Here is an 18,828-nt window from a genome sequence, read left to right as displayed (position 1 = left end):
GATGCTGCCCCTGGTCGCCCTGGTCGGACGGCCGAATGTCGGCAAGTCCACAATCTTCAATGCGCTCACGCGCACCCGCGACGCGCTGGTCCATGACCAGCCCGGCGTGACCCGTGACCGCAACTACGGTGTTTGTCGCCTGGACGAGGACAATCACTTCCTGATCGTGGACACCGGCGGCATCGCCGAACAGGAAGAAGGCCTGGCCGGCGCCACCGCGCGCCAGGCCCGTGCCGCCGCCGAGGAAGCCGATCTGATCGTCTTCGTCGTTGATGCGCGCGACGGCACCTCTTCGCTGGACGACGACATCCTGGCTTGGCTGCGCAAGCAGCAGCAGCCGAAGGTGCTGCTGATCAACAAGATCGACGGCACCGACGAGCACACCGTGCGTGCGGAATTCTCGCGCTACGGCTTCAGCGAGATGCTGACCGTCTCGGCGGCGCATCGCCAGGGCCTGGACGACCTGCTCGAGGAAATCGTCGAGCGCCTGCCCGAAGAGGGCAGCGCCGAAGAGATGGACAACGACCCGAACCGCGTGCGCATCGCCTTCGTCGGCCGCCCCAACGTGGGCAAGTCGACGCTGGTCAACCGCATCCTCGGCGAGGAGCGGATGATCGCCTCGGAAGTGCCGGGCACCACCCGCGATTCGATCTCGGTGGACCTGGAACGCGAGGGCCGGGACTACCGTCTGATCGACACCGCCGGCCTGCGCCGTCGTGGCCGCGTGGACGAAGCCGTGGAGAAATTCTCGGTGGTCAAGACCATGCAGGCCATCGAACAGTGCCAGGTCGCGGTGCTGATGCTGGACGCGCATGAAGGCGTGACCGACCAGGACGCCACCGTGCTCGGTGCGGTGCTGGATGCCGGGCGTGCGTTGGTCATCGCGATCAACAAGTGGGACGGACTGACCGACTACCAGCGTGAGCAGGCAGAGACCCAGTTGTCGCTGCGCCTGGGCTTCGTGCCGTGGGCCGAATCGGTGCGCATCTCGGCGATGCACGGCTCCGGGCTGCGTGAGCTGTTCAACGCGATCCACCGCGCGCACGATTCGGCGAACCACCAGTTCAGCACCAGCGAAGTGAACCAGGCGCTGGAAATGGCCTACACCGCCAATCCGCCGCCGACCATCCGTGGGCATGTGTCCAAGCTGCGTTACGTGCATCCGGGCGGCGCCAACCCGCCGACCTTCATCGTGCACGGCACGCGCCTGAAGGAGCTGTCGGAGACCTACAAGCGCTACCTGGAAAACTTCTTCCGCAAGCGTTTCAAGCTGGTCGGTACGCCGGTGCAGTTCATCTTCCGCGAGGGTACCAACCCGTACGAAGGCAAGAAGAACCCGCTGACCGAACGCCAGGTCAAGGCCAAGCGCCGCCTGATGAAGCACGTCAAGGGCCGCTGACCCGGTAGCGCCGACCCACGGTCGGCGAGCGCAGCGGCAGTGTGCCGACCCGATGTGCATGGCCGATAATGCGGCCATGCGCATCCTCGAAATCTCCCCCGAACTCGCCCTGCAGCGCCTTTCCGAAGGCGCCGTGCTGATCGACGTACGCGAGTCGCACGAGCGCGCCGGCGGCATGGCCGAAGGCGCACGCGGCATCACCCTGGCTGACCTGCAGGCCGATCCGGCCGCGCACCTGCCACGCCAGGATCAAGACATCCTGCTGATCTGCCAGACCGGCAAACGCTCAGCCGATGCTGCGCTGTTCCTGCACGCCGCAGGCTACGCGCAGGTCGCCTCGGTAACCGGCGGCACCGTCGCCTGGCGCCTGCAGCAGCTGCCGCTGGTCCAGCCGCCAAACTCTGCCGAAGACCGTGATTTTTTCGACCGCTATTCGCGCCACCTGCTGCTGCCGCAGGTCGGTGAGGCGGGCCAACGCAAACTGCAGCGTTCGCGCGTGCTGGTGCTCGGCGCGGGCGGGCTTGGCTCGCCGGCCGGCTTCTATCTGGCTGCCGCCGGGGTAGGGCAGCTGCGCTTCGTCGACGACGACCGCGTAGAGCGCAGCAACCTGCACCGGCAGATCGTGCATACCGAAGCCGGGGTCGGCCAGTTCAAGGTCGACTCGGCGCGCGAGCGCCTGCTGGCGCTGAATCCCTCCATCACCGTCGAAGCGATCGCCGAGCGCGCCACCTCGGCCAACATCGACGCGCTGATGGAAGGCGTGGACGTGGTGTTGGACGGTTCGGACAATTTCCCGCTGCGCTACCTGCTCAATGATGCGTGCATCAAGCACGCCACGCCGCTGGTATACGCGGCCATCGAACGCTTCGACGGCCAGGTGAGCGTGTTCGATGCCGGCCGCCAGCGCGGTGTGGCGCCGTGCTACCGCTGCCTGTTTCCTCAGCCCCCGCCGCCGGAGTTCGCCCCCAACTGCGCCGAAGCCGGCGTACTGGGCGTGCTGCCGGGCCTGGCCGGCGTGCTGCAGGCGACCGAAGTGCTGAAGCTGCTGCTGGGCATCGGTGAGCCGCTGACCGGACGCCTGCTGCGCTTCGATGCCTTGGAAATGCGCTTCCGCGAAACCCGGCTCAGCCCCGACCCGCAGTGCGCGGTCTGTGGGCCGGGCGTAGAGTTCCCCGGCTACACCGACTACGCCGCGTTCTGCGCGGGTCGCTGATCCGCCCGCCCGCTGCGCTCGCCGAGCGTGGCTCGGCGCGACAGAGGCACCAATCTGGCGCGCAGTGCCTGCCACCGGTAGCGCCGACCCATGGTCGGCGAGCGCAGCGGCAGCCGTACGTTCGCAGCACCAGATGGAACGACATGGCGATGAATTAGCCGCCCGTTTCATCCGCGGAACAATGAACCGCAACCCACGTGCTATTGATTGCGCCGCGCATGCCCTATCGTTGACGCACTTCAACGCATCACAGGAATGGCCGCATGGCGGTGGAAGCAGCTGCAAGCAGTGAACTGGTCAAGGTCGTCGCCCTGTTGGGCGCGGCGGTGGTGATGGTGCCGTTGTTCCGGCGCTTCGGCCTCGGGTCGGTGCTGGGGTACTTCACTGCCGGCCTGGCGATCGGGCCGTTCGGGCTGGGCTGGTTCTCCGATCCGCAGGCGATCCTGCACACCGCCGAACTGGGCGTGGTGATGTTTCTTTTCGTGATCGGCCTGGAGATGCGGCCCTCGCACCTGTGGAGCCTGCGCAAGGAAATCTTCGGCCTGGGCACCGCGCAGATCGTCACCTGCGCGATCGTGCTGACCCTGGTGGCCAAGCTGTTCGGGCTGCCCTGGCAGGTCGCCTTCATCGGCGCCACCGGTTTCGTGCTGACCTCCACCGCGGTGGTGATGCAGCTGCTGGCCGAGCGCGGGGACATCGCACTGCCGCCGGGCCAGAAGATCGTCTCCATCCTGCTGTTTGAAGACCTGCTGATCGTGCCGCTGCTGGCGCTGGTGGCCTTCATGGGCCCCTCGGCTGGCAGTGCCGGTGGCGAGGGGTCGCGCTGGCTTTCGGTTGCCATCGGTGCCGGGGCGGTGGTCGGCCTGGTGCTGGTCGGGCGCTTCCTGCTCAATCCGTTGTTCCGCATCCTCGCCGCCGCCAAGGCGCGCGAAGTGATGACCGCCGCCGCGCTGCTGGTGGTGCTCGGCGCGGCGCTGCTGATGCAGCTGTCCGGGCTGTCGATGGCGATGGGCGCCTTCCTGGCCGGCGTGCTGCTCAGTGAATCCACCTTCCGGCACCAGATCGAAGCGGATATCGAACCGTTCCGCGGCATCCTGCTGGGGCTGTTCTTCCTCAGCGTGGGCATGGCGCTGGACCTGGGCGTGGTGGCGCGCAACTGGCCGCTGATCGTCGGGCTGGTGCTGGCGCTGATGGTGGCCAAGGCCCTGTGCATCTATGCAGTGGCGCGGGTGATGGGCAGCAGCCATGCGCAGGCACTGGACCGTGGCGTGGTGATGGCGCAGGGCGGCGAGTTCGCCTTCGTGCTGTTCGCCGCGGCCGCCAGTGCCGGTGTCATCGACGTGGACATCAATGCCAACTTCACCGCGGTGGTGGTGCTTTCCATGGCGCTGACGCCGCTGGTGGTGCTGGCGCACAAGCGCTTTGCCGCGCCTGCGGTGGTCAGCATGGAAGGCGTCGAGACGGCCGACGGGCTGTCCGGCAGCGTGCTGCTGATCGGCTTCGGCCGCTTCGGCCAGGTCGCCAGCCAGTCACTGCTGGCGCGCGACGTGGACGTGACCATCATCGACAACGACGTGGAGATGATCCACAGCGCCGAGCGCTTCGGTTTCAAGATCTATTACGGCGATGGCACCCGGCTGGACGTGCTGCATGCCTCCGGTGCGGCCAGCGCCCGGGCGATCGCGGTGTGCGTCAACGATGCCGCCGAAGCCGACCGCATCGTCGAGCTGGTGTCGCATGAGTTCCCGCAGGCCAAGCTGCTGGTGCGCTCGTTCGACCGCGAACATTCGCTGCGGCTGATCCATGCCGGCGTCGATTTCCAGATCCGCGAAACCTTCGAATCGGCGGTGATGTTCGGCCAGGCCGCGCTGATGGAACTGGGCGCGGACGAGGACGACGCGCGCGATATCGCCGAGCAGATCCGCGAGCGCGACGCCGAGCGCCTGCAGCTGGAAATGGCCGGTGGCGACCTCCGCGCCGGTGCCCACATGGCCTTCGGCAGCTCGCTGCCGGGCGTGCCCACGCCGACCCCGTTCACCGTGCCCAAGCGGCAGTCGCGCACGCTGAATGCCGATCAGGTGCCGCCGGACGCCTGAGCGGTAGTGACGGCGCGGTAGTGACGGCCAGCGGCCGTCACTACCGGGCCTGAATCAGGGACAATAGCCATCCCCGCCGCTCCACGCCTGCTTCGATGACCCTGCCAACCGACGCCTCCCATTCCGCCCGCATCCTCGACGGCCGCCGCATCTCCGAAGCGCTGCTGGACAGCCTGAAGGTGCGCGTAGACGCCCGTGTCGCCGCCGGTGGCAGCCGCCCCGGGCTGGCCGTGGTGCTGGTGGGCGGCGACCCGGCGTCCACCGTGTACGTGCGCAACAAGCGCCGTGCGGCGGAAAAAGTCGGCATCGAGGCGCATGATTTCGATCTCCCCGCCGGCACCAGCGAAGCCGAACTGCTGGCGCTGATCGACCACTTGAATGCGGACCCGAAGATCCACGGCATCCTGATCCAGCTGCCGCTGCCCGGCATCCCGGACGCACGGCGGCTGATCCAGCGCATCGACCCGCGCAAGGACGTGGACGGGTTCCACCCGGAAAACGTCGGCCACCTGGCCCTGCGCGAGTTCGGCCTGCGTCCGTGCACCCCGCGCGGCATCACCACGCTGCTGGGCCACACCGACCAGCCCGTGCGCGGCCGCAATGCCACCATCGTCGGCGTCAGCAACCATGTCGGCCGGCCGATGGGACTGGAGCTGCTGATCGCCGGCTGCACCGTCACCAGCTGCCACAAGTTCACCCCCAAGGACGTGCTGGAACAGGCTGTGCGCAACGCCGACATCCTGGTGGTGGCGGTCGGCCGCCCGGGCATCGTGCCGGGTGAATGGGTCAAGCCCGGCGCGGTGGTGATCGACGTGGGCATCAACCGCCTGGACGACGGCCGGCTGGTCGGCGACGTCGGCTTCGAAGCGGCCGCAAAGCGCGCCAGCTGGATCACCCCGGTGCCCGGCGGCGTCGGCCCGATGACCGTGGCCACGCTGATGCAGAACACCCTGGAAGCGGCCGAAGGGTATGCGTCTGCGCAATCGCGCTGACGCTCCCGCAATTTGCTGCGCAAACAGCGGGCCCCCACTCACCAACACCCACGCCCCCGCCGCTTCGCGGCCGCCCCCGAACTTCGGGGGCTGTTGCGTCCGGTTGGTGAACCGGCGGCTCTGGCGCGACACTGCGTCGCATCTACCCCCTGCCGCTCGGCCGACAAACAGGGTAAAATGACGCGCTTCCCCACATCTCGGGTATGCCGATGCTGCGCATCCAGGCTGAAGCTCTCACCTACGACGACGTCTCGCTCGTCCCCGCCCACTCGATCATCCTGCCCAAGGATGTCAGCCTGGAAACCCGGCTGACGCGCGACCTGCGGCTGAAGCTCCCGATCCTGTCCGCTGCGATGGATACCGTCACCGAAGCGCGCCTGGCCATCGCCATGGCCCAGCTCGGCGGCATGGGCATCATCCACAAGAACCTGAGCGTGGAACAGCAGGCCGCCGAAGTGGCCAAGGTCAAGAAGTTCGAGGCCGGCGTCATCCGCGATCCGATCACCGTCGGGCCGGAAACCACCATCCGCGACGTGCTGGCGCTGACCCAGGCGCGCAACATCTCCGGCGTACCGGTGGTGGACGGCGGCCAGCTGGTGGGCATCGTGACCCACCGCGACATGCGCTTTGAAACCGAGCTGGACGATCCGGTCCGCCACATCATGACCAAGAAGGATCGCCTGATCACGGTCAAGGAAGGCGCCGCATCCGAAGAAGTGCAGCTGCTGCTGCATCGCAACCGCATCGAAAAGATCCTGGTGGTCAACGATGATTTCGCCCTGCGTGGCCTGATCACCGTCAAGGACATCCAGAAGAACACCGATTACCCGAACGCTGCCAAGGACTCCGCCACGCGCCTGCTGGTGGGTGCCGCGGTCGGCGTGGGCGGCGATACCGATCGCCGCGTCGAAGCGCTGGTCGCCGCCGGCGTGGACGTGCTGGTGGTGGACACCGCGCACGGCCATTCGCAGGGCGTGCTGGACCGCGTGCGCTGGGTCAAGAAGCACTTCCCGCAGGTGCAGGTGGTCGGTGGCAACATCTGCACCGGCGAAGCCGCACTGGCGCTGCTGGATTGCGGCGCGGACGCGGTCAAGGTCGGCATTGGTCCGGGCTCGATCTGCACCACGCGCGTGGTCGCCGGTGTCGGCGTGCCGCAGATCACTGCCATCGACCTGGTCGCCGAAGCGCTGCAGGATCGCATCCCGCTGATCGCCGACGGCGGCATCCGCTACTCCGGTGACATCGGCAAGGCGCTGGCCGCCGGTGCGTCCACCATCATGATCGGTGGCCTGCTGGCCGGTACCGAGGAATCGCCCGGCGAAACCGAGCTGTTCCAGGGCCGTTCGTACAAGAGCTACCGTGGCATGGGCTCGCTGGCGGCGATGGAAAAGGGGTCCAAGGACCGTTACTTCCAGGATGCTTCCAGCGCCGACAAGCTGGTGCCGGAAGGCATCGAAGGCCGCGTGCCGTATCGTGGCCCGGTCGGCGGCATCATCCACCAGCTGATGGGCGGCCTGCGCGCCACCATGGGCTACGTGGGCTGCGGCACGGTCGAAGACATGCGCAGCAAGCCGAAGTTCGTCAAGATCAGCGGCGCCGGCCAACGTGAGAGCCACGTCCACGACGTGCAGATCACCAAGGAACCGCCGAACTACCGCGCCTGAGGCCGGACGCAGCAAGAGGAACGAGGAAGCAGATTCCCGTTCCTCTTTCTACATCCGCCGCTGGTTGCGCTTTCGTACTCCGTTATTCCTCCTGCATCGCCCGGGCATCATGACCAACATCCATACCGACAAGATCCTCATCCTCGATTTCGGCGCGCAGTACACCCAGCTGATCGCCCGTCGCATCCGCGAGCTCGGTGTCTACTGCGAGATCTGGGCGTGGGACCACAACCCGGCCGACATCGCCGGCTTCGGGGCAAAGGGCATCATCCTGTCCGGTGGCCCGGAATCGACCACCCTGCCGGGCGCGCCCGCCGCGCCGCAGGAAGTGTTCGACAGTGGCCTGCCGGTGTTCGGCATCTGCTACGGCATGCAGACCCTGGCCGCGCAGCTGGGCGGTGAAACCGAAGCGGCCGACCAGCGCGAATTCGGCCACGCCGAAGTCAACATCGTCGCCCCGGATTCGCTGTTCGCCGGGCTGAGCGACCACCCGGGCGAGGCACGTTTGAACGTGTGGATGAGCCACGGCGACCACGTGTCCAAGGCACCGCCGGGCTTCACCATCACCGCCACCACCGACCGCATTCCGGTGGCTGCGATGGCCAACGAAGAAAAGCGCTGGTACGGCGTGCAGTTCCACCCCGAAGTGACCCACACCCTGCAGGGCCAGGCGCTGCTGCGCCGCTTCGTGGTGGACGTGTGCGGCTGCGAAACCCTGTGGACCGCGGCCAACATCATCGAAGACCAGATCGCCCGCGTGCGCGAACAGGTCGGCGATGACGAAGTGATCCTGGGCCTGTCCGGCGGCGTCGATTCGTCCGTGGTGGCCGCGCTGCTGCACAAGGCGATCGGTGACAAGCTGACCTGCGTGTTCGTCGACACCGGCCTGCTGCGCTGGCAGGAAGGCGACCAGGTAATGGCCATGTTCGCCGAGCACATGGGCGTCAAAGTGATCCGCGTGAACGCGGCCGACCGTTACTTCGCCAAGCTGGAAGGCGTGAGCGATCCGGAGGCCAAGCGTAAGATCATCGGCAACCTGTTCGTGGACATCTTCGACGAAGAATCCAGCAAGCTTAAGAATGCCAAGTGGCTTGCACAGGGCACCATCTACCCGGACGTGATCGAGTCGGCCGGCAGCAAGACCGGCAAGGCGCACGTGATCAAGAGCCACCACAACGTGGGCGGCCTGCCGGAGCACATGAAGCTGGGCCTGGTGGAGCCGCTGCGCGAGCTGTTCAAGGACGAGGTGCGCCGCCTGGGTGTTGAACTCGGCCTGCCGCGCAGCATGGTCTACCGCCATCCGTTCCCGGGCCCCGGCTTGGGCGTGCGCATCCTGGGTGAAGTGAAGCGCGAATACGCCGAGCTGCTGGCCAAGGCCGATGCGATCTTCATTGAAGAACTGCGCAAGGCGGATCTGTACGACAAGACCAGCCAGGCGTTCGCTGTGTTCCTGCCGGTGAAGTCGGTGGGTGTGGTGGGCGATGCGCGTGCGTATGAGTGGGTGATCGCGCTGCGTGCGGTGGAGACGATTGATTTCATGACGGCGCACTGGTCGCACCTGCCGTATGAGTTTTTGGGTACGGTGAGTAACCGGATCATCAATGAGCTGCGGGGGGTATCGCGGGTTGTCTATGACATCTCGGGGAAGCCCCCGGCTACTATTGAGTGGGAATGAGTTGAAAGAACTAGGGCGCCGAAAGGCGCCCTTGTTTTTTGTGCTGTTCCCTATCCATCAGGCGCACGAGCAGGCAATGGGGCACCTGCTCTCCCAAAAGATTGCATCGCCCGTGACTTGGGCGTGGAATGCGTACGCCGAGTGCATCGCCTATGTGCCGCTCTAGGAGCTGACCCGCCTCAGAGACTGCGTTCATAGCGCCGCGTTCTATCCTATTCAGATTGACAGCTTTCAAACTGGAAACAAACGAAGGCCCGCCTGGACGTACTAGATGACTTGGCACTCACTTGAGAGCTCGGTAAGGTTCTAGGGGGCACATGGTGAGTGAATCCTTGGCCGTCGAGGCTTTGTAACGAACTGCCAAGAGGCTGATTGCCGGTCGATGTGCGCTATTGGCCGGAAGCGGACATCGGCGGGGCAGGGGAACTGGGATGTTTATCGAGGGTAGGGGCGGCTCCTTTCTTCAGAGTCGCTGGCTCTGTCCGTAGCCCAGCTGCCCCGGTAACTTCTAAGCTAGCCTAACGGCTCTGGGACTCGCGGACGGGTGTACACACCGGAACGCGCAATAGCCTGGGACCGCGTAGCTGAAAACTGCGTGCCCACTGAGCCCGCCGCAAGCAGGCTAAGGCGGGAACGGAGACACGGGCCGGCCCTTGCTCGGGAGGCCGCCGGCGCGATCATTGTTGGCGCTGGGGGATCCGGGAGGGTGGAAGTTGGGGGGGGGGCGACCAAGCTGCGCCTCATGCTCGCTTGTCCACTGCTCGGCCCCCGGCTGAACCGCGCGCCCGGCTGCAATGCCGGTTGGTCATGAAGGTTGTAGGCCACACTTGAACGCGACGCCTCGATGAAGCACAGTTGATTTCACTCCAGCTTTGACTGGAAATTGAGCATGCTGGATCTACCGGCAGGGCGCATTGACTAGCATTCACCGAGGGAACTATGCCATTTACGCTTACCCGGACGGTCCTCGGAATTTTGGTGCCAGGCCTGATCGCCATCACTCCTTGGTTGCTCGCGCTCGTCCAGCACACTAAGGCAACTCTTGGCTTCGACTCAAACTCCACCCTTGGGCATGCCCTGATCTTCTCTGCCGCAATCGTAGCCGGTACGTTTTTCGAGGCGCAAGGGACGAAGCTTGAGGTCAAGTGGGACAACAGCAAGGAGGAGGCGCATCAGGTTTCGGAGAATTGGTATACCTATCTGTCCCAAGTCCTAGATAAGGAGCCGGTTGGGTATCGCTACATGAGTAGGCTTGCCACGACTCTCTACTTTGAGCTCGCCATGATGTGGGCTGCGCCGGCCTTTCTGCTCGGAGCCACGATTCTTGCGTCACTCCGATTTCCGGAAGCCTGGGTCATCCTAGGAATTTCTGGGCTTGCCGCCGCAGTGGGGGTTGGATTCTATTTTCATAGGCAGGCGAACTGCACCCACGACGTGATCTGTTCTACCCGAAAAGAACTCGTATCGCGCCTTCCGAATAAGGACTAGCCACAGTCAGCGGAGCAGGCCAGTCTAGGCCCACAAGCAGCCCTACAGTTGCCCAAGGTAAGGCTGTGACGTCGCGGCTCAGTGCGCCAGGGCTGTTTGTCAGGGGCAGCGACTCTAGTTACACGCTCTTTCGTCAGCCAAATGGACTTAGCAAATGGCGTCTCAAGCACTACAGAGCTTCAACCATGTAATTCAGGATGCCGTTGATCTGCTTGCACATTTTGACGCTATAAACTCGCAGCCACCACCCGACAGTGCTGAGGTGCTGAAGCGCGCAAGCCTAGTTATGGCCCTCGCGGCACTTGAGACCTACATAGAAGACCGCATCAGTGAGGCAGCAGGGCAGGTCGTGGGAAGGGGCGGCTCTGGCGGAAGGATTCGGGAATTTTATCTCGACTCGCTCCAGAACGACTTAAAGTACTTTCACACTCCGACACCCGATCGTGTCGGACGACTCTTTGAGAAGTACTTACAGATAAACGTATTCGAAGGGTGGGTCTGGAACAACTACGATCAGGTGCGTGCTAAAAAACACCTAAACGCGATTGCGAAGAAACGTGGAGATATTGCGCATCGCTCGCTCCGACCTGTGGGCGGACAACCATCGGCACACGCGGTCACCCGAGAAGATCTTAGGAAGCACATCCGCTTCATACAAGACCTGGCGGCTGCAACCGATAGGCACATTGAAGCTAACCTCTGAAGCGCCAATGATTAAGAAGATTTATCGTGGGTAGGGAAGGTTCGCTCTCGACCCAAAGCGGACATTCGCTGGAGTACACGCTCTGCATCGTGCTGGGCCCGGTAATTCATCTGCTTGTTGGCCGGGCCTAGGTGTCCTAAGATCGAGCTGTATAAAGGGGATAGCCCGCCATACGGTGCGCTATGGATAAGTCGTGTAACCGGACCCGACCCCGGGATCCGGCAATTGGGTTTTCGCTCAAGATCATGCCCTTCCATCACGTCATTGCAAAAGTAGGTCCCGAGGATAAGTCGCGCGTACTCTTTGCCGACCTCAGCGTCGACGAGCTGAAGAAGCGATTCATACAGCCGTACGAGAAAGGCGTGGCATTTTTCTCAGGCAACGACCTGACACGCCCGACCGACCTTCGTTCTATTCAGATCATTCGCACTGACCGTCCTGACCAGATAGAGCGCGATGAAATCAATCGTAAAGAACGGGAGCACATCAACAGACTCAATGGTTCAAACTCAGACATATTCTTCGTGAGCGTCGGCGGGGGCTACCAGCCTCAGGATATTGCCGAGGTGGGCGCTGACCTCACACACGACTTCATTAGGGGCCATGCTGGTTTCAAAGCGGGGCAGGTGGGAGCCTTCCATGAAGGTGCTAGCTTGGGTCGCAGGCCACTGTCGTAGCAGCGGGGGCCGTTAAGTTGCTCGGCTTGCTTTGAGTGCTAACAGTTCATTCCAGCCGACACCGCTTTGCGGCGCGGCCTAATTAAGGTGTTAGGCTTTCGATGAAAGATCCCTACGACTCTCTTGTGCCGATATTTCGTGCGGAGAAAATTCCTCCGCGAGTTCAGCAGCATGGCACCGGCGTCTACTTCAAGCTGAACGGTGATGTATACCTGTTAACCGCAGCGCATGTCATCGATCGGTCAGAGCCTGGACAACTTCTGGTTCCCGGCCCGGATGGCCTTGTTCCAATAACGGGCAGTATGTTTGCCTCATTCATTGGCGATGAGGATCGAGAGGATGACAGCGCAGATTTCGCTCTATTCAAGTTGAGCGGGGGATGCAAGAAGGCTTTGAACCATCACTTCCGCCCGTTTCCGCAGACTAGAACAGGACTTCTTACAACAAGCTTGGAGCTGGGAAGTTGCTCAGTTTCCGGGTACCCAGTAAGCAAGGGGACAAACAGAGGCGGGCAACTCTCTTCCGAGATCTATAGCTTTCGTGGCGTGGCTGCGGGAGCCGCAACTTATGAGAAGCTTGGCTTAGATCCTTCTGCGAATATTGTCTTGCACTATGATCGGTCTCGGGCTGTTTATCCGGGCACTCTTCAGCCCTTCCCGGGGCCGGCACTTAATGGAGTTAGCGGTGGTGCCATTTTTAGCTGGCCAAAAGAACATGCGATAAGCGACGATTGGTCGATTCCCTCGCTAGTCGGAATATTTCATACGTACTACAAAGATAAGGGACTCGCCGTCGGTTCATTGCTGATGCCATACATCGCAACAATCGGTCTAATGCAAATGAAAGAGGGGTAAGCCTAACTGCCAATTCAAGCCGACGCCGCTGCGCGGCGCGGCATAACTCAAGCGTTGGTCGATGCCCGCTTCTGGCCGGGAGCGGACGTAGTACGGTGGCCGAGCTGCACTTTAGCTCTATTCGCCGCCTATGACACAACGCGGACACCACTCACATGGTAGATCCCCTCTCTACGGTCGATGTCAGCGATCAGCCTGCCCGCCAGTCACTCTGCAATCTCTAGGCGCGTGCTCGTTCAAAGTTATCCCACCGAGCAAAACCTGGCTCGTCGCGGAGCGTAGGGTCCGAAACCCAGATGCTGTCTAGAACGCCTCTCAATTCTTCCAACGACTAGAACTGACCAACCGGCGATAGAAACGCATCCATCAGTCTCAGCGCCGGCCGGGGGTGCGCATTCAGGTGTTCTGAGTTTGCCAGCTCACCGAGCAAAAAGTCGTTGTCGTCCGGGCGTATGAACCTCTCGACTGTCGCCACGGCGTCTTCGAAAGCTTCGTTCGTTGCAAGCGCCATCTCTACCCACGGGCGGGTTTCCACACTGCTCTTGGTGACGCCGGCGTACTTCGGCAACGACGCCGCGCAGTTGAAGCTGCACAATGACCTGCTGGAGAAGCTGGCGCTGACCTCGCCGACGGCCTCGCCGGTGGTCAGCCTGGCGCGTATCGAGCAGCAGGGTTATGCGCAGTTCGATGCTGTCTACATCCCCGGTGGCCACGCGCCCATGCAGGACCTGCTGAAGAGCCCTGCGCTGGGCCGGCTGCTGGCCGACTTCCATCAGCGCAACAAGACCACCGCGCTGGTCTGCCACGGGCCGATCGCGCTGCTGTCCACGCTGCCGGATGCTGAGGGTTTCGTGGCGACGCTGGAAGCGGGTGCGATGCCGGCTACGCCGAAGTGGATCTACAGCGGGTACCAGATGACGGTGATCAGCGACCAGGAAGAAGAGCAGGCCAAGCCGTTGCTGGGCGGCGGCGAGATGAAGTTCTACCCGCAGACCGCGCTGCAGCGGGCGGGCGCGCGCTTCAGCAGCAATGCCACGCCGTGGACCGGCCATGTGGTGGTGGATCGCGAGCTGATTACCGGGCAGAACCCGGCCTCGGCGCTTCAGATGGGGCAGCGGTTGGTCGAGCGGTTGAAGTGATGGGCCGTTGAAGGCGAGTACCCACGCATGGCCTGGCATCGACTGAAGCTACACTCACCACCTACGCCCGACGGAAGCCCTCCCATGTTCACTGGAAAAGTCGCAGTGGTCACCGGCTCCACCAGCGGTATCGGTCTTGGCATTGCCACGGCGCTCGCGCAGCAAGGCGCCGACATCGTGCTGAATGGATTCGGTGACGCGCAGGAAATCGAAAGAATCCGTTCCGGCCTGGAAGCCGAATTCGGTGTGCGGGTGGCACACGACGGCGCCGACTTGACCCGCGGTGAGGCAGTGCGGGAAATGATCGCCCATGCCGTTACCAAAATGGGGCGCATCGACATCCTGGTGAACAACGCAGGCATCCAGCACACCGCGACGATCGAGGAATTTCCTGTCGAGAAGTGGGATGCGATCCTCGCGCTGAATCTATCCGCAGTGTTCCATGCAACAGCGGCCGCCTTGCCTCACATGAGACAGCAGGGAGCTGGTCGCATCATCAACATCGCGTCGGTACACGGACTGGTGGCGTCGGCGAACAAGTCCGCTTATGTAGCGGCGAAGCATGGTGTTGTGGGATTTACCAAAGCGACGGCGCTGGAAACCGCTGGCACCGGCATCACCGCCAATGCCCTCTGCCCGGGTTGGGTGCGGACGGCGCTGGTCGAACAACAGATCACCGCGTTGGCGCAGCGCGAGGGTACAGACCAGGAGTCCGCCGCTCGCGTGTTGCTGGCCGAGAAGCAGCCATCGCTGCAGTTCGTGACGCCGGAGCAGATCGGCGCAATGGTGGTCTTCCTGGCCTCGGATGCTGCAGCGCAGATGACCGGCACGGCGCTTCCGGTGGATGGCGGCTGGACAGCCCGCTAGCGGGCCGGCCGTGCCCGCCGCTGCGCAGCGCCTGCTTAGCTGGGCTTGGCGAACACATCCAGTCCCTTGCCGGTTTCCAACAACGATTTCAGGCTCGACAACACGATCGGCCAGCCCTGGCGGATACCCGTATCCATCCCGCTACCCGGCTCCAGATCCTCATGCGTCACCGTCAGCTTGACCATGTCTTCATAGGGCACGATCTCGAACGTCACCCGGCTGTAGGCCTTGGGGTCGTCTGCCTGCGAGGCGGCCGCCCAGGTGATCACCAGCCGCGACGGCGGCGTGCTTTCCACCACCTCGCCGACCAGCTCGACCTTGCGTTCGTCGTTGGCGCGCACATGCTGCCAGCGCGAACCGGGCGTCCAGTCCGATACGTTTTCATGCCCCCAGTAAGCGCGGGCAATCTCCGGCCGGGTGATGGCCTCGAACACTTTCTGCGGCGTGGTCGCGATGTAGATCACGTGGATGAAACGGGTGGATTCTGCGGGCATCGTCATTCTCCTTCCAGTTCCTGTTTGAGGTCATGCAGCAGGCTCAGGCGCTGCTGCTCGAACTTGCTTACCCAGCGCGTATAGACATCGTGCAGCGGCACCGGATTGATGAAGTGCAGTTTCTCGCGGCCGCGCCTGACCGTGCTGATCAGGTTGGCTTCTTCCAGCAGGCCGAGGTGCTGGGTCACCGATTGCCGGGCCATCTGCAGGTGCTCGCAGAGCTGCCCCAGCGTTTGCCCGTTGCGCTCGCACAGCAGGTCCAGCAGCGTCCTGCGCGTGGGGTCGGCCAGGGCCTTGAATACGCTGTCTACATCCATCGGCGATCTTCAGTTCCAGTTGTCGATCTTGACGTCGTGCGGGCTCGGCTGGCCGCGTCCGGTTTCCAGCAGGGCCTTCAGGCTCATCAGGAAGACGGCCCACTTGGTACTGCAGTGGTGCATGAACTCCCCGCGCTCCTTCCAGCCCTCGTGGCTGAACAGCACGATGCAGTAGTCGCCGTCCTGGCGCAGGGCGAAGCGCGCGGTCGTGCCGATCCATTCCGCGGGGCCGTCGATGAACTCCCACAGCACCAGCTCATTGGGCTGCAGTTGCAGCAGCTTCATCTGCATGGCGCCGATTTCCTTGCCATCGGCAGTGAAGCGGGCGGTGACCGTGCCGCCGACGTGGCGGTCGCCAGCGGTGCCTTCGGCCCACCAGGCGGCAATGCCTTCCGGCGTGGCAAGGGCCTGGTAGACCTGTGGCGATGGGGCTTTGATGCCGACTCTGTGTGCGATATCCACCATGACAACGCCCTCCGCAATGGGCGGCGGGGGCCGTCCGTGCGGACACAATAGGCAGGTAAATGCCTGCATGTCAAATGCGGCGGGATGGCGGGGTTTGCCGGCCAGCGGCCGACATTACCGCAGGGCTGCGGGTATCGCTTCGACCCGCAACTGCAGGCCCAGCACACGCGTCACCTGAAGCACGGATTCGAAGTACAACGGGCGCGTGCCATTCAACTGCCGCCGCATCGCCTCGGTGCTCAGGCCGCACGCCATGGCGACATCGCCGAGCCCGTCCAGTTCCGCCACCCGCAGCATCGCGCGGGAGAACGTGGCCTCATCGCAGCCGTCCATGCGCAGGCGCGCGTCCAGGAACTCCGCACGCTGCGCGGCGCGGGCTGCGGGGCTGTTGACCGCGGGGCCGGTGAAGTCTTCTGCGCTCATCGCGTACCCCACATTTCCGCCATCGACGACTTCACCATCTCGCGTCCGCACACGATCAGCCCTTCCACCATCTGCCCGGTGATGGCGGCTTCGGGATGCACTTCCGGCTTGGCCACGTGGGCCGCGTGCAGGATTTCCAGGATGGAGCCGAGTGCCTGCAGGGTGCGGATGGGGACGCCAACCTTGCCCTGGCGCTTGAGTTCGGCATGGCTGTCCGGGCCGAGCAGGGGGGCGTCGCTGCCTACGTCAGGTACCAGGCGCAGGTTGACGGTGCGCTCGCTGCGTGCGCGCAGTTGCTCGGACTCTTCGAGCCGATGCTCGAGGCTTTCAATGAAGCGGGGCGGAAACTCGCTGATCCGGTCGCCGATCAGGGCGTACAGGCGCTTTGCGCTGAGAGGGCAATTGGTTTCCATCGGTCGTCCTTCGCATGGCGTGTGGCCACCTGCGCGGAGACGCGAGGTGGCGGGCGATGCGGGTTGGCATACCGGTGACTAGCTGAGCAAAAACGCCGGCGGATTGGGATCCCCACGCATCGCCCACCATGAAACCGATGGGCAATGCTGTGCATTCTCCGCCGTGCCCAAGGGGCAAAACAGAGCCAATACGCTCAATTAATCAAACAGGATGCCAATCCCGGCTGTCGCTCTTCGGCTTCAGCACAGCCAGCTTGCGATGGGGTGGGGGAGGCGTCCATGAGAATAGTTGCGAAGTTGGGGAAGGCCGTCAGAGTGGATGATCGGTGGGTGACGACTGCTGGTCGTCACGTTCTGCGGTGGGCGGAGAAGCGTGACGACCAGCGGTCCTCACCCACCAGAGCGGGTCGTCACCCACCATGGCAGGGGCTCCCTTGACGACCAGCGGTCGTCACTACCGGAGCGGGTCGTCGCGCTTCACGATGCAGCGGCTACACCAGGCCCACGTCGATCATCTCGGACACGAAGGCGAGGTCGGTGGCGGGGCTTCCGGCTCTCTGGATCGGCACCAGTTGCAATGTCAGTGATCCAACCGCTGGCGGGCCATTCTGTCCGAGCTTCTTCAATGCGCGGGTCAACTCGACGGAATAGCAATGCCCGGGATCCCCTGTGCCCTGGTGGGACTTGTTGGCGAAGAAGTTGATGGAGGTGACGTAGTGGGGGTCGGTCGTCGGCGTGCCTGGCCCGGCAACTGGCAGGTTGACGAAGACGCGCACCGACCGCAGGTTGCTGCCCACGTGCGAGCCTCGCAGCAACGCGAAGACGCGGGTGCCGGAAGTTGGCGCTGACGGGACGTTCAGCAGAATGTTGAGGGGCGCAGACGGCGTTGCAGTGCCTGTTTTTTCGGTACGTGCCCGGGGTATGACGGTGGTTGCGGCGGGGTTGCACAGGGCCTTGAAGCGGGTTTCCTGCGCATCGGCCTGCACGCGGCTGAGCGTGGGGGGGACTGCAACCCGGCTGTCATCGTACTTGTAGCCCAGGTCCGCGGGGCGCCGCAGCCCGTCCACCCTGACGCTGTAGCGCTGGCCATCCAGGCGCAGGAAATGATTGGGGAATACCATGTCCAGCCAGAGCGGGTCGGTGGTGTTGACATGCCCCTGCAGGATCCAGTTCTCCCAGATCCGGTCCACGTTGGCATGGTGCAGGAAGAACAGCGGGTCACGCGCGGCGGCGGGGAAACCCATGTAGCCGTTCACTTCATCGTGTACGTAATTGTGCGGACCCGATTCCAGCTCTGAAACGGCGCCACGGAGGCCCAACCATACCGGCGATACACTGTTCTGGACCTGCGGAGGCGTGACCCTTTCATCGAAGGGGCGGCCCCCGCCGAAGTTTTCCAGGATGCTGGCGTTGAGTAGTTCGCGTATTCTCTCCGCTCCTGTTTCGGCGGGAGGAAGGCTGGGAACCGCCTTCCTCTCCTGCCGCATATCGTCGCCAGCAAAGGGCGAAAAGAGGGGGTTGGGCTTGCCTTGGTACATCGCGTCGCTAAATGCAGCCGGGTACGCACGCTGGGTCGACCAGTCCCAGTAGGGCATGGCGAACCGCGTGTGGCCGGTCATCTCGATGACGGCTTTCTCGTACATGTCCAGGTAGGCCCGGTGCCACGGCAGGAAGTACCAGTTGCTGTGCTGGCAGTGGTTGAAGTTGAGGGAACCGCCATGGATGTCCGCGAACTTGATCCAACTGGTCGCATTGGACTGGTTGCGGCCGCGCATCTGTTCTACAAACTGCCTGAGCGCAACCAGATCAGGATCGTCGAGGGACAAGTTCGCGATATTGCGGCGCACCCGTAGGCCCTGTTGTGCGGACGCACGTTTCGAGCCTGCCAGTCCGCTTGCCAGGGCCAGCGCGGAAGCGGTTCCCGCCATCATCGATCTTCGGTTCAGCAC

At 63.6% G+C, this 18,828-nt stretch carries 17 protein-coding genes and 1 pseudogene; 12 read left to right on the top strand and 6 right to left on the bottom strand.

Annotated features, from left to right (window positions below; all coding sequences use genetic code 11):
• The first annotated feature begins 1 nt into the window (after nt 1).
• From der to ABE522_RS03675, 12 genes and pseudogenes are all read left to right on the top strand, one after another.
• On the top strand, nt 2-1,399 hold the full coding sequence (gene der, locus ABE522_RS03730) for a ribosome biogenesis GTPase Der (protein ID WP_101099048.1): 1,398 nt from the start codon (nt 2-4) through the stop codon (nt 1,397-1,399).
• A 76-nt stretch (nt 1,400-1,475) separates the two neighbouring features.
• On the top strand, nt 1,476-2,612 hold the full coding sequence (gene moeB / locus ABE522_RS03725) for a molybdopterin-synthase adenylyltransferase MoeB (protein ID WP_346590543.1): 1,137 nt from the start codon (nt 1,476-1,478) through the stop codon (nt 2,610-2,612).
• 263 nt (nt 2,613-2,875) lie between these two features.
• The gene (locus ABE522_RS03720; protein ID WP_346590542.1) at nt 2,876-4,708 is read left to right on the top strand and encodes a monovalent cation:proton antiporter-2 (CPA2) family protein; all 1,833 of its coding nucleotides are present in this window, start codon (nt 2,876-2,878) and stop codon (nt 4,706-4,708) included.
• Between the two features lie 95 nt (nt 4,709-4,803).
• Complete coding sequence (folD, locus tag ABE522_RS03715) at nt 4,804-5,700, top strand: bifunctional methylenetetrahydrofolate dehydrogenase/methenyltetrahydrofolate cyclohydrolase FolD (RefSeq protein ID WP_346590541.1); 897 nt, start codon at nt 4,804-4,806, stop codon at nt 5,698-5,700.
• 209 nt (nt 5,701-5,909) lie between these two features.
• Nucleotides 5,910-7,364 (top strand): IMP dehydrogenase, encoded by a 1,455-nt coding sequence (gene guaB / locus ABE522_RS03710; protein ID WP_101099189.1) that lies wholly within the window; start codon nt 5,910-5,912, stop codon nt 7,362-7,364.
• 109 nt (nt 7,365-7,473) lie between these two features.
• Entirely contained in the window at nt 7,474-9,039 is a 1,566-nt protein-coding gene (gene guaA, locus ABE522_RS03705) for a glutamine-hydrolyzing GMP synthase (protein WP_346590540.1), read from the top strand.
• 978 nt (nt 9,040-10,017) lie between these two features.
• Nucleotides 10,018-10,527, top strand: coding sequence for a hypothetical protein (locus ABE522_RS03700; protein WP_346590539.1), 510 nt, complete (start codon nt 10,018-10,020; stop codon nt 10,525-10,527).
• A 154-nt stretch (nt 10,528-10,681) separates the two neighbouring features.
• The gene (locus ABE522_RS03695) at nt 10,682-11,230 is read left to right on the top strand and encodes a HEPN domain-containing protein (RefSeq protein WP_346590538.1); all 549 of its coding nucleotides are present in this window, start codon (nt 10,682-10,684) and stop codon (nt 11,228-11,230) included.
• A 245-nt stretch (nt 11,231-11,475) separates the two neighbouring features.
• Nucleotides 11,476-11,907, top strand: a complete 432-nt coding sequence (locus ABE522_RS03690; RefSeq protein WP_346590537.1) for a hypothetical protein — start codon at nt 11,476-11,478, stop codon at nt 11,905-11,907.
• A 101-nt stretch (nt 11,908-12,008) separates the two neighbouring features.
• The gene (locus ABE522_RS03685; protein WP_346590536.1) at nt 12,009-12,761 is read left to right on the top strand and encodes a hypothetical protein; all 753 of its coding nucleotides are present in this window, start codon (nt 12,009-12,011) and stop codon (nt 12,759-12,761) included.
• A 545-nt stretch (nt 12,762-13,306) separates the two neighbouring features.
• Nucleotides 13,307-13,900 (top strand): annotated as a pseudogene (locus ABE522_RS03680) (type 1 glutamine amidotransferase domain-containing protein); the annotation flags it as partial.
• A gap of 84 nt (nt 13,901-13,984) precedes the next feature.
• Nucleotides 13,985-14,767, top strand: coding sequence for a 3-hydroxybutyrate dehydrogenase (locus tag ABE522_RS03675; RefSeq protein ID WP_346590535.1), 783 nt, complete (start codon nt 13,985-13,987; stop codon nt 14,765-14,767).
• Between the two features lie 35 nt (nt 14,768-14,802).
• Here the strand turns inward: ABE522_RS03675 and ABE522_RS03670 are convergent, their stop codons facing one another.
• From ABE522_RS03670 to ABE522_RS03645, 6 genes are all read right to left on the bottom strand, one after another.
• Nucleotides 14,803-15,261, bottom strand: a complete 459-nt coding sequence (locus ABE522_RS03670) for an SRPBCC family protein (RefSeq protein ID WP_346590534.1) — start codon at nt 15,259-15,261, stop codon at nt 14,803-14,805.
• A gap of 2 nt (nt 15,262-15,263) precedes the next feature.
• Nucleotides 15,264-15,578: an ArsR/SmtB family transcription factor gene (locus tag ABE522_RS03665; protein WP_346590533.1), complete on the bottom strand. Its 315-nt coding sequence runs from the start codon at nt 15,576-15,578 to the stop codon at nt 15,264-15,266.
• Between the two features lie 9 nt (nt 15,579-15,587).
• Nucleotides 15,588-16,043, bottom strand: a complete 456-nt coding sequence (locus ABE522_RS03660; RefSeq protein WP_346590532.1) for an SRPBCC family protein — start codon at nt 16,041-16,043, stop codon at nt 15,588-15,590.
• 114 nt (nt 16,044-16,157) lie between these two features.
• Complete coding sequence (locus ABE522_RS03655) at nt 16,158-16,466, bottom strand: hypothetical protein (protein WP_346590531.1); 309 nt, start codon at nt 16,464-16,466, stop codon at nt 16,158-16,160.
• Nucleotides 16,463-16,879, bottom strand: a complete 417-nt coding sequence (locus ABE522_RS03650) for a hypothetical protein (RefSeq protein ID WP_346590530.1) — start codon at nt 16,877-16,879, stop codon at nt 16,463-16,465. The genes ABE522_RS03655 and ABE522_RS03650 overlap by 4 nt, the downstream gene beginning before the upstream one ends.
• Before the next feature lie 491 nt (nt 16,880-17,370).
• Nucleotides 17,371-18,828, bottom strand: a complete 1,458-nt coding sequence (locus tag ABE522_RS03645; RefSeq protein ID WP_346590529.1) for a tyrosinase family protein — start codon at nt 18,826-18,828, stop codon at nt 17,371-17,373.

Origin of the sequence: Stenotrophomonas lacuserhaii (genome assembly GCF_039674585.1) — a bacterium.
GTDB lineage: Bacteria > Pseudomonadota > Gammaproteobacteria > Xanthomonadales > Xanthomonadaceae > Stenotrophomonas > Stenotrophomonas pennii_A.
Note: the sequence above shows the minus strand (reverse complement) of the source record. Positions and strands in the feature narration are given on the sequence as shown.

Bases quoted from the DNA above. Each gene is read 5' to 3' on its own strand.
- moeB (WP_346590543.1), top strand. From the start codon at position 1,476: ATGCGCATCCTCGAAATCTCCCCCGAACTCGCCCTGCAGCGCCTTTCC.
- folD (WP_346590541.1), top strand. From the start codon at position 4,804: ATGACCCTGCCAACCGACGCCTCCCATTCCGCCCGCATCCTCGACGGC.
- ABE522_RS03655 (WP_346590531.1), bottom strand. From the start codon at position 16,466: ATGAGCGCAGAAGACTTCACCGGCCCCGCGGTCAACAGCCCCGCAGCC.
- ABE522_RS03695 (WP_346590538.1), top strand. From the start codon at position 10,682: ATGGCGTCTCAAGCACTACAGAGCTTCAACCATGTAATTCAGGATGCC.
- guaA (WP_346590540.1), top strand. From the start codon at position 7,474: ATGACCAACATCCATACCGACAAGATCCTCATCCTCGATTTCGGCGCG.
- guaB (WP_101099189.1), top strand. From the start codon at position 5,910: ATGCTGCGCATCCAGGCTGAAGCTCTCACCTACGACGACGTCTCGCTC.
- ABE522_RS03675 (WP_346590535.1), top strand. From the start codon at position 13,985: ATGTTCACTGGAAAAGTCGCAGTGGTCACCGGCTCCACCAGCGGTATC.
- ABE522_RS03650 (WP_346590530.1), bottom strand. From the start codon at position 16,879: ATGGAAACCAATTGCCCTCTCAGCGCAAAGCGCCTGTACGCCCTGATC.
- ABE522_RS03690 (WP_346590537.1), top strand. From the start codon at position 11,476: ATGCCCTTCCATCACGTCATTGCAAAAGTAGGTCCCGAGGATAAGTCG.
- der (WP_101099048.1), top strand. From the start codon at position 2: ATGCTGCCCCTGGTCGCCCTGGTCGGACGGCCGAATGTCGGCAAGTCC.
- ABE522_RS03670 (WP_346590534.1), bottom strand. From the start codon at position 15,261: ATGCCCGCAGAATCCACCCGTTTCATCCACGTGATCTACATCGCGACC.
- ABE522_RS03720 (WP_346590542.1), top strand. From the start codon at position 2,876: ATGGCGGTGGAAGCAGCTGCAAGCAGTGAACTGGTCAAGGTCGTCGCC.
- ABE522_RS03685 (WP_346590536.1), top strand. From the start codon at position 12,009: ATGAAAGATCCCTACGACTCTCTTGTGCCGATATTTCGTGCGGAGAAA.
- ABE522_RS03660 (WP_346590532.1), bottom strand. From the start codon at position 16,043: ATGGTGGATATCGCACACAGAGTCGGCATCAAAGCCCCATCGCCACAG.
- ABE522_RS03665 (WP_346590533.1), bottom strand. From the start codon at position 15,578: ATGGATGTAGACAGCGTATTCAAGGCCCTGGCCGACCCCACGCGCAGG.